Source organism: Ktedonobacter sp. SOSP1-52 (genome assembly GCF_016587395.1).
This window is the reverse complement of record NZ_BNJH01000004.1, coordinates 309,785-325,349: the sequence shown is the minus strand read 5'-3', so window position 1 is coordinate 325,349 and position 15,565 is coordinate 309,785. Positions and strand designations below refer to the sequence as shown.

At 54.0% G+C, this 15,565-nt stretch carries 13 protein-coding genes; 10 read left to right on the top strand and 3 right to left on the bottom strand.

What is annotated here, in order from left to right:
- The first annotated feature begins 122 nt into the window (after nucleotides 1-122).
- From JMJ16_RS36490 to JMJ16_RS56205, 4 genes are all read left to right on the top strand, one after another.
- Nucleotides 123-785, top strand: a complete 663-nt coding sequence (locus tag JMJ16_RS36490; RefSeq protein ID WP_201389630.1) for a hypothetical protein — start codon at nucleotides 123-125, stop codon at nucleotides 783-785.
- 268 nt (nucleotides 786-1,053) lie between these two features.
- A complete protein-coding gene (locus JMJ16_RS36485) occupies nucleotides 1,054-2,799 on the top strand; it encodes an AAA family ATPase (RefSeq protein WP_201389629.1) in 1,746 nt (581 codons plus the stop codon).
- A 160-nt stretch (nucleotides 2,800-2,959) separates the two neighbouring features.
- Complete coding sequence (locus JMJ16_RS36480; protein ID WP_201389627.1) at nucleotides 2,960-4,504, top strand: glycosyltransferase family 39 protein; 1,545 nt, start codon at nucleotides 2,960-2,962, stop codon at nucleotides 4,502-4,504.
- A gap of 19 nt (nucleotides 4,505-4,523) precedes the next feature.
- Nucleotides 4,524-4,652, top strand: coding sequence for a hypothetical protein (locus JMJ16_RS56205; RefSeq protein ID WP_007908285.1), 129 nt, complete (start codon nucleotides 4,524-4,526; stop codon nucleotides 4,650-4,652).
- A gap of 53 nt (nucleotides 4,653-4,705) precedes the next feature.
- Here the strand turns inward: JMJ16_RS56205 and JMJ16_RS36475 are convergent, their stop codons facing one another.
- Nucleotides 4,706-5,881, bottom strand: a complete 1,176-nt coding sequence (locus JMJ16_RS36475; protein WP_201389625.1) for a glycosyltransferase family 1 protein — start codon at nucleotides 5,879-5,881, stop codon at nucleotides 4,706-4,708.
- Between the two features lie 629 nt (nucleotides 5,882-6,510).
- Here JMJ16_RS36475 and JMJ16_RS36470 point away from each other — a divergent pair.
- The 6 genes from JMJ16_RS36470 (at nucleotide 6,511) to JMJ16_RS36445 (ending at nucleotide 13,951) form a co-directional block, all read left to right on the top strand.
- Nucleotides 6,511-8,370, top strand: coding sequence for an LCP family protein (locus JMJ16_RS36470; RefSeq protein ID WP_201389623.1), 1,860 nt, complete (start codon nucleotides 6,511-6,513; stop codon nucleotides 8,368-8,370).
- Nucleotides 8,371-8,384: 14 nt separating this feature from the next.
- Nucleotides 8,385-9,632, top strand: coding sequence for a PD40 domain-containing protein (locus JMJ16_RS36465; protein ID WP_201389621.1), 1,248 nt, complete (start codon nucleotides 8,385-8,387; stop codon nucleotides 9,630-9,632).
- A 183-nt stretch (nucleotides 9,633-9,815) separates the two neighbouring features.
- Entirely contained in the window at nucleotides 9,816-10,787 is a 972-nt protein-coding gene (locus tag JMJ16_RS36460) for a protein kinase (RefSeq protein WP_201370602.1), read from the top strand.
- Nucleotides 10,788-10,991: 204 nt separating this feature from the next.
- The gene (locus JMJ16_RS36455; RefSeq protein ID WP_007908269.1) at nucleotides 10,992-11,381 is read left to right on the top strand and encodes a RidA family protein; all 390 of its coding nucleotides are present in this window, start codon (nucleotides 10,992-10,994) and stop codon (nucleotides 11,379-11,381) included.
- 43 nt (nucleotides 11,382-11,424) lie between these two features.
- Nucleotides 11,425-12,972 (top strand): chromosomal replication initiator protein DnaA, encoded by a 1,548-nt coding sequence (gene dnaA, locus JMJ16_RS36450; RefSeq protein WP_201389619.1) that lies wholly within the window; start codon nucleotides 11,425-11,427, stop codon nucleotides 12,970-12,972.
- A 190-nt stretch (nucleotides 12,973-13,162) separates the two neighbouring features.
- Complete coding sequence (locus JMJ16_RS36445) at nucleotides 13,163-13,951, top strand: HAD-IIA family hydrolase (RefSeq protein WP_201389616.1); 789 nt, start codon at nucleotides 13,163-13,165, stop codon at nucleotides 13,949-13,951.
- Between the two features lie 87 nt (nucleotides 13,952-14,038).
- Here JMJ16_RS36445 and JMJ16_RS36440 read toward each other — a convergent pair whose 3' ends face one another.
- Together JMJ16_RS36440 and JMJ16_RS36435 are read right to left on the bottom strand one after the other, a co-directional pair.
- Complete coding sequence (locus JMJ16_RS36440) at nucleotides 14,039-14,662, bottom strand: hypothetical protein (RefSeq protein ID WP_201389614.1); 624 nt, start codon at nucleotides 14,660-14,662, stop codon at nucleotides 14,039-14,041.
- Between the two features lie 121 nt (nucleotides 14,663-14,783).
- Nucleotides 14,784-15,398 (bottom strand): PadR family transcriptional regulator, encoded by a 615-nt coding sequence (locus tag JMJ16_RS36435; protein WP_201381119.1) that lies wholly within the window; start codon nucleotides 15,396-15,398, stop codon nucleotides 14,784-14,786.
- Nucleotides 15,399-15,565: the final 167 nt, after the last annotated feature.

Genomic DNA, 15,565 nt, shown 5'->3' with positions numbered 1-15,565 from the left:
TGCCAAATAATCGTACGTGGTGTAATGTGAGAAGTATAAAATGCATATCTGCTAAGAAGTGGTGATTGTGTGCAGAGTATGTCATGGCGTTATATTGGGTGGTTAGTGATGGGAGCGTTTGTATGACGATTAGTACTCCTCCGCCTGCGCGAGAAGCCTCTCGCGCAACTCCTCAGAAGCAAGATGTTGCTGGCTTGCCTCCGCGAGCAGGGGCCAGTCGACCCGGCCGCCTGGTGAAGGCGATCCTACGTGTGCCCTTGAAGTGGTGCTACTACGCGTTGCGTTTCTGCCAGCGCTACCGATTGTTTGTGGGCCTGGCGCTGCTCCTGCTTATCGCCAGTGTGGTAGCCACAGTAAGGCTTACGACCCAGGAGTGGCCCCTGGGAATTGATAACGATCCCTTTCATATACAGACGCAGCCCAGAGATGGGCGCGATGCCAGCGCCAAGATTAAAGGCTGGCTCTACGCCTTGCGTAAGGGCGATGCGACGGCCTTGCAACTCAGCAGCGCCACGCTCTCCTCGCCTACGGATGCCAGCACGCTCTCACAGTATATCGAGAGTCTGAGCGCGACCGATACGCGGCAGTGGGGCGAGATCATGGTCTTAAGCGTGCAGCCCCGAGAGGATACCTCGCTTGATTATTTTCTCTCGGTCGAGATCGTCACGAATGGACCCGAGGGGAAGCATAAGGCGCTGGCCTATTTCTATTTTGTGACGGCCCCGGGACAGGGCGGCGAGCGTCTCCTGCGCGCCGATTACCTGTTTATGCGCGCGCTGAGCTAGATGGTGTACAGTGAATTCACATAGGCGCCCGATTTATCGCGCGTAAGGCGATTTATCGCAGTGCTATAGGACGACAGCTAATCACATTATCACGGTGGAGCGTGCTATGGGGTACCGCTCGTTATAGATAAATATGTGCTATGCCGTATCGCTGCGATAAATCGCCTTACGCGCGATAAATCGGGCATCTATGGTATACGTGGCTTGTCTGGTGTATGGGAAGTTGGAAAGGGAGAGCGATAACGTGTTAGCAAAGGATAGACGGAAAGTGGCTGAGCGTAAGCTGGAGAGCGACCTGGACAGGTCGATTGATGTGGGGCTGGACCAATTTGGACGCTTTGTAAAGTATCGCTGGCTCTGGCTGGCGCTGGCGGCCCTGGTCGGTTGGTATTTTCTGACCACCGTTCTGCCGCAATTGACGCCGCCCAGCCCTGGCTCGATCTTGCTCTATGCCCTCCAGATTATGTTTGCCATCTTTTATGTCCTCATACAATTTGTGGCTATTTTCTGGTTTATGGGGCGGCCACGTCTCTACTGGGTGATGCCGGGCGAGACTGGCCTGGGCTTTAAGGACTATAAAGGCAATCCCGATGTCCTGGAGGAGGCACGGCGCATCGTGCGTATTCTGACTGGTATTAAGGCCTACCAGGAGATGGGCGGGCAGCCTGTACGCGGTCTCCTGCTCTCGGGACCACCCGGAACGGGCAAGAGCTACCTGGCCCAGTGTATCAGTACCGAGGCAGGCGTCCCTTTCGCCTATGCCAGTGCGGCCAGTTTTCGTGGCATGTTCTGGGGCATGGATGTGCTGATGGTCAAGAACCTCTACCGCAAGGCGCGGCGCTACGCGCGCGAGTATGGTGCCTGCGTTATCTTTATTGACGAGTTCGATGCCATTGGTATGTCGCGTACGGGCGGCGGCGAGCAGAATGGCCAGTCGCGGAATATGGGCATGGGTGGTATGGGTGGCATGTTTGGTGGTGGCAATGGCGGCCTGAATGAACTCTTGATGCAGATGGACCCGCCTCCCATTGATAATGGCTGGATCAAGAAGGTCTTGCGTGTACTGGGGCTCTTCCAGGGGCGTGCCCAGGTCGAACCTGTGCTTACCATTGGCGCGACCAACGTGCCACAGGCGCTGGACGCCGCCCTTCTGCGCCCGGGACGCTTTGATCGCCAGATTCGCGTGCTACCGCCCACGGATAGATATCGCGGCGAGGTCATCGAATATTATCTCAACAAGGTGAGCCATGATCCCGCTATCTCTCTGCCTGCGCTGGTACAGCGTATGTTTGAGTATACGCCAGTCGCGATCAAGCATATCATCAATGAAGCAGTGATTCTGGCTCACTTCGACGGTCGCGACCTGGTCACGTATAAGGACATAGCCGCCGCTCAGGATAAGCATGAGTTTGGCATCCGCCAGTTGAGCGACCTGACGCCCATTGAGCGGCGTCGCCTGGCGTATCACGAGGCCGGGCATACCGTTGCCTGTTACTACTTGATGGAGCGTGAGTTTCCCTCATATGTGACCCTGCATCGTCATGGTGGTGAACAGGGGGCCGAGGCCTTCGCCGCCTGGCGCAATAAAGAGACGGTCAAAACGCGTAACAAGCAGGAGGTGCTGGCGCTGTTGCAGGTCTACCTGGCCTCGCGTGCAGCCGAGGAGCTTTTTCTGGATATGAACTTGGACGGGGTAGGCGGAGACCTGTCTCAGGCCACAACGCTGGCGGGCCTCTATGTTGGCGCCTATGGCATGGATGGGACCTTTCTCTCGCACCTGAACAGTTTGGAAATCGCTGTGCCTCGCCTGGCGGAGCGCGTTGAGGAGGTGTTGCAGCAGCAATATCGCGAGGTTTTGCAGCTGTTCCGTGAGCACAGCGAAGCTGTGATTGCGCTCGCCGAGGCCCTCAGCGAGCGTGATGAACTTCTTGCCGATGAAATCAAGACCATTATCGATGAGGCCGACGCAAGCCAGGTCCTGGCCGAGGTCACTGGCGCCCTGCAGACTATATAAATCAGATGGTGTGGCCTAGACTGGCAGCCCAGAGGCTACCAGTTTAGGCCACACCATCTTTAGTACTTCTTGATTATTCAGTTCATTTTTGATAGTGTTACAGTGGCATCGTTCGATATTGTTGTTCAACGTATAGCAAGATCGTGCTGGTCTTTTTCTGATGAATACTAACCTGCTTGCTGCGCGCCAGTCCTCCTCACGCCTTCAGCGCTATACGGGGGTTCTGGTTTCTTCGCGCCTTATTTTTGCTCTGGTCACTCTGGCTATTTTTGTTCTGGCTCTGCTGCTCCGCTTATACCGCATCGATATTCCTATCGATCTGGATAGTTATGATGAAGGCGTCTACTGGCAGACGCTGCGCGCGTTAAGCTCAGGTCATGCCCTCTATCAGCAAACCTTTTACTCTCAACCACCCTTCTTTGTTCTCTCTATTTTTCCGACGTATCTCGCTCTGGGTCAGAGCTTGTGGGCGGCGCGTTTCGGTGTCGTTCTTATCTCGCTGCTCGGTGTGCTAGGCTGCTATTGTATTGGATATGCGCTCGCGGGACGCCTGGGAGCGCTGGTGGCCGCGCTCCTGATGACCCTTGATCCGCTCTATCTCTCACAATCACAGAAACTCCAGGCAGAGGCCCCTTCGGTCGCCTTTATGACTCTTGCGGTCGGATTGGCCTGGCTCTGGTGGCGGCATCCTGGCGGAAAACGCGGAAATGCCCTGGTTGTGCTCTGTGGTATCGTACTTGTGCTTGGTGTTCTGTGCAAGCTGCTGGCTGTGGCGGCTCTCGTGCCAATTGGTATTCTTCTACTTATGTATCTCTATCGGGGGCTGCGTCAGCCACGCGAGAAGCGCTGGCCTCTGTTTATGCCCCTCTTATTGGCCCTAGGCGCCTCCATCCTGGCCTTCCTGGTAATTATACTGCCCTATCTTGGAGCCTTTGCGCAGTTGTGGGATGGTGTCGTGACCTTTCACCTGGTCGCGGGGAAGGTGCTTGCGTCTTCGGCGAAGGGGAATATCCATATGTTGCTCACCATCCGCAGCTATCCTCTGCTCTATGCCGCGCTCGCGGCCGCCTTCTTTGCCTGCGTGCGCCGCGATTGGCGTATTATCGCGCCCCTGGCCTGGTTTCTTGTCTCTGCTGTGTTGCTCTGGCGCCAGGTGCCGCTCTTCGCCCATCACCTGGTGTACCTGGTACCCCCGATGATTGCCATGGTAGCAGTAGGCCTGGCTCCCCTGTTAGATCGTTTGCAACGGACCGAGGTTGGATTAGCACGCCTGGCTCGCTGGACGGTCGCGCTTACTCTGCTTATTGTGCTCTTCACGACCGCTAGTAACATCCTCCAGGTGCGACATAATTTCAGAGCCTTGCCAGCCGGCACGCGTGCGCAGGACCAGCGTGTTGTCGCAGATATGCGAACGCTCACGAAGCCTGGTAGCCTCGTTGTAACGGATGCGCAATTCCTGGCGGGTCTGGCAGATCGTAGTACACCTGCCTCCCTGGTTGATACTTCGGGTGTGCGTATTATGACGGGCTATGTTACAGAAGAGCAGTTGATTCAAGAAGCTAGCCGTCCCGAGGTCCAGACCGTGCTGTTCTATACTGGACGTCTCCATTCTTCGCAGGTCGCCGGTTTCCATACCTGGGTGCGACAACATTACACCCTCGCGCGTACATATAGTAATGGGCAAGAACTCTGGCTCAAGAGCTGAAGATAGAGGAGAAGAAATAATGCCACAAAAGAAGAAAACCTTCAGCACCATGGAGATTGTGCTGGTCTGCACGCTGGTTGGTTCTCTTATCCTCTCGCTGCTTCAGGCGCGCAAAGATGAGAAGCAGCGAGAGGGTGCTGATTTTTAGTACATTCTCACACAAAATGTGCGGCAGTTCCTAGGAATTGCCGAGGATTGAAATTAGCTGGCCTGCGTAAGTAGCAGGGGGCGCGAGGTCTCGATGACCTCTTCATAGCCGCGTATCACGCATTCCATGGACTCGTACCAGCTATAGCGATTGGCTTGCTGGTGCGCGGCCTCGCCCATCTCCAGGCGCATCGCCTCCTGCTGGACCAGGCGCTGTAAGTGGTCGCGATAGGTCGCGACGCGCTCATCTGCTGATAGCGTTTCCGCCTCCAGGAGTAGTCCTGTGCTTTCATGCTGCACCAGGTCGCGCACTCCCTCCGCGCGTAAGCCTACCACGGGCAGTCCTGAGGCCATGGCTTCCAGTACGACCTGCCCAAAGGTCTCCGTATACGAAGGAAAGGCGAAGAGGTCCGCCGTCGCATAGGCCCGCGCTAGTTCTTCGCCACGCAGGTAGCCCGTGAACGTCACGGGTAGGCCCTGCAACTCCTGGCGAATTTCGTCATGGGCCGGCCCATGACCAACGATGACCAGGTGGCTGCGTGTATGATCCATCTGGCGATAGGCCTGGATCAGCAGTTGTAGATTTTTTTCCCAGGAGACACGCCCTACGTAGAGCAAGACTACTTTCTGTTCAGGCTGCTCACGGCCTTGCAGCCAGCTCGCCCGTAATTCCGCGTCATGTTGCTCGGGGCGGAAGAGGGTTGTATCGACGCCGCGAGGCCAGAGGCGCAGGTGCTCAAAGCCTTGCTGGCGTAGCATCTGTGCCGTGGAGGGTGAGGGACAGAAGGTTAACTCGCACTGGTTATGGATAAAGCGATTGTAGTGCCACATGGGCTGTGTAAAGAACGAGAAGCCAAAGTGGGTACAGTAGGCGGCCAGGTTGGTATGGTAGGAAGAGACGAGTGGCTTATTGAGGAGGCGGGCCGCTGCCAGGCCTGTTGCTCCCAGGACAACGGGATCTACGATATGCACGATATCTGGTTGAAACTCATAGAGACGGCGTATGAAGAGGGGGCGAAAGAAATTAAACTTGAGCTCCGGGTAAAAGGGGAGCGGGAGTCCCGCCGTGCCGATAACCTCGGCCCCAGCGTATTGTTCCATGCCGCTTTCAGGGCCTAGCAAGAGGGCTTGATGCCCCGTTGCCTGCACATGTTCCAGAAGGCGGGCAAGCGTGCGGGTAACACCATCGAGTTTGGGCAGGAAATTCTCTGTAATAATCGCTATGCGCATAGGACACCATTCACCTATCGTGGAGAGTGCGGCAGACAATGATCCAGGAGGTTGACAGCCTTCGCGAAAATCCCGAGGGCAACCTTCCACTGCAAGCGTAGTCTATACTGGTTAGTGGAGGGTTAAGCGATGTTTACGGTTGTGTAATGTGTTGACTAACAGGGAGTTAAGATCGATGTACCAAAATGTCCTATCCTAAGCAAAAAGGTAGGCATAATCGTGATGTTTTTTCCCAACAATACGTTATACTTGGTAGATATCAATGAGCGTGTCTTTATGTATCAAAGAAGTGTATGAACCAGAAACAAGGCGGAAAGTGGTGTGAGGCCTCTTAAGGAGCATCTGTGGTATGACGTTGTTAGGGTGAGAGAAAGCGAGAGAGGGCATGCGAGTAAGGTTCTAATTAGATAAAGCAATTGTTAAGGAAGCAGGTAAACGCAGTGAAACGGCAATTTGTTAATATGAAACCTTCGAGCGGGCAACTCCCCCCAACTGCCCCGCGCCCAGGTTCAGAGGGACCGAGGACTGAACCCGTTGTTCCTCGCAATACAGGGTCTCCTCCTGGTCAGATTATATCTAATGGGCCTGGTGCGTCACAGCCACAGGCTGGCCCTAAAAGTGGGCAGTTTATGCCTCCTCGTGGACTCTCCCTTCCTGGTGTCGCTCCTCGTGCTACCAGACCCCTGGCCGGCAATAATCAGGGTTCGAGCTTTGACACTGTGCCCGTTTCACCTCAGCAGTCGGGCATTGGCGCCCCCCTGTTCCAGGAAAAAGAACCAAACTCAACGCCTTTTCGCAATTCGGGCGCGAATAATGACCCAATATCTGATCGATTCGCCAATCCTCAGTATCCTGCTATCCCTGCTTCTGAACCAACTCTGCGCTATCCTGGCAATGGCGCCCCTATGCAACAGCCCCCTATGGGTCAGCCATCGCCATTTTCTCAGGCGCCTCTGCCTGGACAGGGTAATAATGCCTTTGGCCCCAATAGTTCGCCATTTGCAAATCCAATGATGAGCGCGCCTCCGCAGACGCCACGCCCCCAGACTGGGAGCCTTGGCCCGGCCTCTATGGGCGCGCCAGGGAACATGCCCAGTATGTCTGGTATCCAGGCGCCACCCCTTATCCCACAGGGAACGCCGCCCCGAGGTCCAGGCAATCTTCCCCGGACGCCGATGCCGCCTCAGCCGCCACGAGGTTTCAGGAGCACGCAAAAGCGGCGCTTCCCCATATGGGCGCGGGTGTTGGTCGCGGTTATGACTGTGCTGTTGATCTCGACGGGTGGCTTTTACTGGTGGTACCAGGTTAACTTTGGGAGTGCTGTGAGCCAGATTACTGGACACAAGGCAACTACCTTTACTAGCAAAGGGAAGGAGGATAGCTCACAACAGAGCGCTTCCGCTAACAATAGTGCAAGCCTCAGTGGTGGAAGGGTAAATATCCTCTTGCTGGGTAGCGATAATGATGGCAAAGGCAATGATGGTATCAGTGGCTCGCCCTTGGCACAGACGGATATTGTCGTGACCATCGATCCATCGACACACTATGTGGGTATGCTCTCCATTCCACGCGATCTGCGTGTCTTGATTCCCAGTGTTGGCATGGATAAGATGGATGCCGCCTTTTCTGATGGCTATCGGAGCCATACCACGAAGGACCCTTATGCCGATGCGGCAGGGCTGGCGATTGCCACAATCAAAGAAAATTTTAATATCACCATTGACCATTACGCCTGGGTCGGCCTGGATGGCTTTATTAAAGTCATTGAGACCGCGGGCGGTGTAGACATTGATGCCATGCACCCGATGGTTGATGATGTGTATCCGAATGATGTCAGTACCAAGGATATCTATGGCTTTAAGCGCCTCTATATCGCGCCCGGCCCCCAACATATGAACGGCATCCAGGCACTTGAGTATGTGCGCACGCGCCACTCGGATCTTAACGGTGACTTTGGCCGCTCGGTGCGCCAGCAGCAGATTCTGACTGCGCTGAAAGGGAAGCTTCAGAGCACCGATACAGCAGGTAAGTTGCCTGAGTATGCCAAAGACCTGGCCAATTATCTCAAGACAGATATGGAAATTCCAGATGTCATTCAATTTGCCAACTTTGCGCGCGGCATCGATACAAAGAACATTAACAAACTTATTCTGAGCCCGCCCTATTCTAGTGGGATAAGCGGCAGTAGCGATTATGCGCCTCATTGTGATAGGATCTTGCCGGATCTGCAAAAGATGTTTGGCTCGAACGCGGACTGCAAGTCTTTCCCAGACTCGTATGGCAGCGCGACGCCTTCTCAGCAGGATAAGCAACTGGCACAGAGCAACCCATCGCATGTCAATGCTGATGTGCCCAATGCCACGGCCTCCACACAACAGATGCTTTCGTCGAGCGCTATGAGTGTACCCCAGCTCAATGATCCCTTTGGTGTGCGCAGCCTGCTGGACTTGATGATGATGGTTACTTTTGAAGATATTAAAGTAGAGTAAGGCGGGACGTGGCGATGAAGCAAAAGATACTGGTGAAAAAACGACGATATACATATGGGCACTATAGCCTGCTGGCACTGCTTGTCTTGCTCTCGTTTAGCTTGCAAGGCTGTCTCGGCTTTGGCAATGACAAGAGTAATACCTTTGATACCAAGCAGACGACGAAAGATGGCACCTCGATTGGTATCAATAAGACCGATCAGGCGGTGTTTAGTGGGAAGTTTTACTTTACCATTGATCGCAACCTGTATGAACTGGATAGCCAGCGCAATCTCAAGCAGTTGACGCAGGGCCTGGATGTACGCGATCCCGCGCTTTCGCCTAATGGTAAGCAGCTTATCTTTGTGATTCGTCATGGCGATTACTCTGACATCGCGACCATGCCAGCTGAAGGTGGCAAGATCAATGTCATTCGCAGTGGACAGGGGAGCTATTACAAGGACTCTATCTATGTGAAATCCCATGCCAACTGGATTGGGCAGCCCTCCTTCTCGGAGGATGGAAAGTCTATCCTCTTCGAGAGTGACTTTGGTAAAGAGGATTGGTACAAGGCTACAGGTCAGAACGCACCTATGTTGGATCCCCAGGTGTTTACAGTTCCAGCCTCTAATCCTGGAACTGATACACCCCAATATGTAGCGTATAGCGACTTCGGGGCAGGTGGTGACCGGGATGCGGCCTTCCGCCCGAACACACCAAACGAAATCGTCTATACTCACTATACCTATGACTCTAACACTAGATCCAATTTGCTCACCCAGATCTATCTTGCGGACTCGACCTTGATCGCTAAAAATCCATATAGGTATCGTCCAGGAACAGCCAAAAGCCAGCCCGATACCGGTGTCGCGCTTACGCCTGAGGATTCGAACATACGCAACTATCAGCCTATCTTCTCGCCCTCGGGTGATTCTATCGCCTACACTCGTAGCGAGAATACCAGTGATCAGTTAAGCATCTATGTCCAGAAGGTTCCCAAAGGGATCACTGCCACCCCCGGCGATGCCGCGGATCAACAGGGGACAGCACCATACAAGTCGGCTCAGTTGATCGTGAAGGGCCAGTATGTGTGTCAGCCTGTCTGGTCGCCTGATGGCAAGTCCCTGGCGTATATAACCTACACCAATGGTGCCTTTGATCTCTGGCTGGCGCATCTGAACGTGGATACGAAAGGCAATTTCAAGCTTACTGGTAATCCCATTCAGTTGACTGACACCAACAACAGAATCAACGCCGACTCCCGCCCCATCTGGGTGAAGTAGTTTTGGAGGTATATGTGTGCATGGGAAGTGGACGAATGCCCGCTCTCCATGCACATATACACCTCCTACTCCTAAAAACTCGACGACATAACGCATTGATGATATACTACCCTCTGAACGTGCAGATTTAAACTTTATTTTTGTCTTACTTTCACCTGACCCAGGTCGCTTGAGGTAGGTACGTTGAACCAATTCGAAGGCACTTTAATTGCTGGACGGTACGAAATTCGCGAGCATATCGCTACTGGCGGTATGGCCAGCGTCTTCAAAACCTGGGATCATCGCGTAGAACGTATCGTGGCGGCCAAAGTTTTGCGCTCACTTGATAAGAGTGATGCGCGAGCTGTGGAACGTTTCCGCCGAGAGGCACGCGCCGCCGCTGCGCTCGCGCACCCCAACGCCGTCACTATTTATGACTTTGTAGAAGAAGCGGGCCAGTATTTCCTGGTCATGGAATATATTCATGGCCCGACATTAAAGCAATTAATTGGGCAGCGTCGGCAGCTACAGGCGCGCGAGGCGATAGAGATTGCCTCCCAGGTATGCGCCGTGCTCCAGGTAGCGCATGCGCGAGGCTTTATTCATCGCGATATTAAGCCGCAGAATATTATGCTTGCCCGTAGTGGGAACGCAGGTGGTGGCCTGAGCGATGGCGGGGCGTGGGTGAAGCTTACAGACTTTGGTATCGTGCGTGTGGCTGAGGATGCCGGACTAACGAATAGTGGTATTGTGTTGGGAACCGCCGATTATCTTTCTCCAGAGCAGGCTCGTGGCGAGACATTGACCGCTTCGTCTGACCTCTATTCTCTCGGTGTTGTAATGTTTGAGATGCTTGCTGGGAGACCACCTTTTGTGGGTCCAACCGCCGTCTCCATTGCTATGCAACATGCCTCGGCGCAGCCTCCGCCTTTGCGTCCCTTCAATCCAAATGTCCCTCCCGCTGTTGAGCAGGTAGTGATGCGAACATTACAGAAGGAGCCGGAGGACCGCTTTACATCCGCGGCCGAGATGCAGCAAACCTTGCGCCAGTGCGCGCGTGAGATCAGCAAAGCGAGGCCCGCAACCACGCCTGCTGCGCAGATGTATCCCCCCCAATATAATCCGGGCATCGATGGGCAGGGGCGAGTACCACCCTCAGGGCGTGGACCTTACTAGGAGTTAGCGCCCGTTTGCATAAGGAGAGGCAGGAGACTTTTCTCGTCTTTTAGGATAGAGGATGTCTCCTGCGCATTTTCGTCTGTGTGACTTACCTAAATAGCACACCGCAGATGAGCCAATGGGAGTGTGTGTAGGCGCGAGAAGTCACGCCAGGGCCAAACATAGAATGAACAAAAATATCAGGAGTGGAGAACAACATTTATGGAACGTGAGAAGATTCAAACTGCTAATGCTCCGGCCGCTATTGGCCCTTATAGCCAGGCCATTCGTTATGGACAGTTTATCTACACCTCCGGACAGATTCCCCTGGATCCAACCAGTGGTGAGATTGTCGGTGCAGATGTAACCGCTCAGACGCACCAGGTGTTACAGAATCTGCGCGCAGTGCTAGAGGCTGCGGGTTCCTCCCTCCAGAAGGTCGTCAAGACAACCGTTTTCCTGACCACCATGGATCACTTTCAAGCCATGAATGCCGTTTACGCGACTTACTTCACCGGTGACATCCTCCCTGCTCGTTCGGCGATTGCAGTCGCTGACTTACCACGCAAATCCTTGGTCGAGATTGAATGCGTTGCTTTGGCCGAGGACTAGTTTAAGCAACTAGTACGAGAGCTGCTATGCCCTACTGGAGTACATGGTGAATACTGCTACGATTTGGCGCTCGACGCTTGAGCGGCTGCTGCAACACGAGTCGCTAGACCCTGTGACGCGTCAGTGGTTGCAAGAGGCTCATCTACTTGCCTCTCAGACTACTGAAGGTGGCGCGCATGAGGAGACGGAATCGCTTTATTTCTCGCTGCAAGTGCATAATGACCTTGCTCGTGATGTCCTGACCTCGCACTGGCTAGAAGTAATGGAAGAGGCCTTACAAGAGGTAACGGGGCGGACCATTGTGCTTGAAGTGACTCATGAACCAGGCGAGGAGTCCTTGCCAGCTCAGGAAGAGGTCGCAACACCGCATCTGGCCGCATCGACATCGGCGGCGCAGAATGGATATAACTTCTACGATCGCAGTATTAACCGCAGTATTCCCCATAAAGCAGCGCGCACACCTGAAGCGCCGTCGTATGAGCAAAACGCAGCATCTTATCAGTCATTCCAGGCTGGTGTGGCTTCTCAACAGGAGCAATGGGAGAATGAGCAGCGGTCAGGCATATTGACAAATAATCGCCTCAATCCTCGGTATAGCTTCGATACCTTTATTGTCGGTAGCAGTAACCGGTTGGCTCATGCCGCCTCACTGGCGGTTGCCGAGGCTCCCGGTGAGTCGTATAACCCGCTTTTCCTCTATGGAGGTGTCGGACTGGGAAAGACTCACCTGCTGCATGCTATTGGTCAGCAGGGGGTGCAGACAGGGCTGGCGGTCCTCTATGTCTCCTCCGAGCAGTTTACTAATGAGATCATTAACGCCATTCGTTATCGTACGACCGAGGAGTTTCGTGCCAAGTATCGCTCGGTTGATATCCTGCTCGTTGACGATATCCAGTTTATCGCTGGCAAGGAGTCGACCGAAGAGGAGTTCTTTCACACCTTTAACAGCCTGCATGAGATGAGCAAGCAGATTGTGATCTGTAGTGATCGCCCGCCCAAGGCCATTGCCAGCCTGGAAGAGCGTCTGCGTTCGCGCTTTGAGTGGGGCCTGGTGGCGGATATCCAGCCACCAGACCTAGAGACACGTATGGCGATTCTGCGTGTCAAAGCGGATGCCTTGCACTATCGGGTCCCTGACGAGATCATCTCGTATATTGCGGGCCGTGTGCAGACGAATATTCGTGAGCTAGAGGGCTGCCTCAATCGCTTGATGGCCTATCAGCAACTGCATCGCGTAGATTTAACGCTAGACGTGGCACGTGCCGCCATGTCCTCGTTGGGGGCGGATCACCGTGAAACGCATCTGGATGGGCGTCAGATCGCGCAGGCCGTCGCTGATTACTACCGTGTCTCCTTTGAAGCGATGTGTAGTAAACAGCGCGATAAGCATATCGTGGTTCCGCGCCAGGTCGCTATGTATTTAATTCGCCAGGAGACTCAGATCTCACTGTTTGAAATTGGCCAGCTCTTCGGTAAACGTGACCATAGCACAGTGCTCCACGCCTGCGAAAAGATTGAGCGCAACCTCAAACAGAATCCCACCCTGCGCCAGGATGTCTCCACTATCCGCGAACAGCTTTTACGAGATTAGAGGATGTGGTTATACAGAAGTTGGCGGCCATGTGCCGCCAACTTCTGTATAACCACATATTACTCTATACCCCCCATTCTTCCTACCAACTCTCGTTTTTTCCGCGTTGGCCGATTTTTTATTTTTGTCTAGTCCCGTTTTTAGACGATATAATAGAAGCATATAATAACTTGCATGTATTTGGAGAAGTATGTTACCATCATATACAACCTATCTGATTGACCTGGATGGCGTCGTTTACCGTGGGGAGACCCTGGTGCCGGGCGCGAAGGAGTTTGTAGACTGGCTTGAACTGACAGAGAAGAAATACCTCTTTCTGACCAATAACTCGTTTGCCAGTGAGCAGCAGGTCCTGGATAAGCTTATTGGCCTGGGCATTGATACAAGCCTTGAGCATGTGCTTGGTGCTGGCCAGGCCGCGGTTAAACAGATCGCGCGCCGTTTCCCTAATGGGACCATTCACCTGATTGGTGAGCGCCCTCTGTATGATATCGCGCATGAGCATAATTTAAAGCTTGCCGACACCCAGGAAGAGCATGTCGATGCTGTTCTGGTCGGGCTAGATCGCCAGTTTACCTATGAGAAGCTGACCGCGGCAGTGCATGCCGTCCGTAACGGCGCGGCCTTTGTCGCCATTAATCGCGACCCCTTGCTGCCAGTTGCCGACGGCTTTATCGCCGGTACTGGTACGATGGTGGCCGCCATCGAGGCGGGCAGTTCCGTGACACCCGAGGTCATAGGCAAACCTCAGCCAGGTCTACTGGTGGAGGCCATGCAGACTCTTGGCAGCCAGCCAGAGGAGACGGTCATGATCGGCGATGGCCTGGAGGTCGATATCCTGGCGGGTAAGTCGGCAGGAACACACACACTGCTCGTCCTCTCTGGTCGTGCCAGCCGTGAGACGCTTGAGCGCTCGACGATTCAGCCCGATCATGTCTATGAAAATCTGGCCGCCGTCCTGCAAGATGTCCAGGAGTAACGGTATCTGGGCGACGCCGTGCGGGGGACGAGATAGTGTCAAATATATGGGATTGGGCTGGCTCCGCCAGCCCAATCCCATATATTATTATTGCTGGGAGGAAGCGGCTTTGAGGGCTTGAATGCGAGCCGCCTCGCGCTCTTCCTCTTCCTGGCGCTGGGCCTCAACGACCTGGTGTGAGGGAGCGAGCTTTTTGAAGAGCCGATGGCCTGCATAGAAGGCGATGGGCCAGAGCAGGACGGTGAGCACAATGCCACCCACGCTGTCCCAGTGCAGGTACGCGGTATGTGTGGCTGCCCCATACACGTCGCGCAGGATGCAGAACAGGGGGATGCCAAAGAGGAGCAGTTTGGCGAACCAGGCTTTGGGTCCCTTCTCAAAGCGCCAGATAAGCAGGTAGACGATTGAGCCATAGACCAGGCCAGTGCTGATATAGTACGTCACAGGAAAGTGCGTCACCAGGTGATAGAATGCCTGAGGATCGATATTCCAGGGAAAACGCTGGCTTGGCTTAGGCGCGGTGAAGACATAGTGCCAGAAATTGGCATAGGCGGCGATTACGTCAAAGAGTATATTGACCAGTGCCAGGACCAGGCCGCCAAGGAGCGAGGCTATGAGGACAGCTCTCGACGGGCGAATAAAGAGAATTGCTGCCAAAAAGACAACAATAACAAACGAGAGCACGAGAATCGTGAAGTCTAAGAGTTCCATGCGAGAGCTTACCTCTACTATGTGATCTACTGAATTAGCAATGCTTTACCTAGTACCATAGTGCGTTTTGCGTGTCTCGTCAAGAGCAACAAGGCGAATCCTCGGCAAAAGTCATCTATGACTATTCCTCGCTTTCGCCCAGGGCTTTTTTGCGGCGTGCCTTCTGGAGAACCGCCAGCCATTTGGGGTCCTGGGGAGGCAGTTCTGGCTCCTGTAAGAGTTGAGTGCTGGCCTTCTCAATCCACGCCAGCTCGCCCTCAATCTTTGTTTCCATGTATGAGAAGACCAGCATGCCATATTCATCAATAAAGGTAACGCCGTCGCTCTGGAGGCTGCGCAGGTAGGTGAGCAGCTCCTCTGATTCCTCGCGGCGCGCCTGTAAATGCTCGCGCAGGGTGTGGCGCTCCGCGCCAGCGATGCCCCAGAAGAGAATTTTCACCAGGAGTTCGTCGCGCATGGGGAGAGGATAGGCCGCCTCTTCGTCCATAAGCCAGCGCTGGAGTTCTTGCCAACCCTTGGCCGTCAATTCATAGAGTTTGCGTTTGCGCCCATCTTTATCTTCTTGCTCCATACGTACAAAGCCTTCGTCCTGAAGTGCGCGTACACGGGGATAGATACTGCCAAAGCTCAGCGCCGAAAGGAGACCAATGCTGCCCTTCTCGATCTCGGCGCGCATATCATAGCCCGTACTGGGCGCCAGGCCGATGATACCCAGCACAATATGATCAACTGACATAAAGCCACTTATCCTCTATCAACAGTTCTCCAACATACTAAGATCGGCGCCAGGGAAATATATCTTGTAGATACATTACTCCTCCTCTCTGGTTTTTTCAAGTTCTGCGTAATGTCTACTATTTCTATCCCAAAAACGTCCTATAGATAGGGCATAAGTATCAGTGG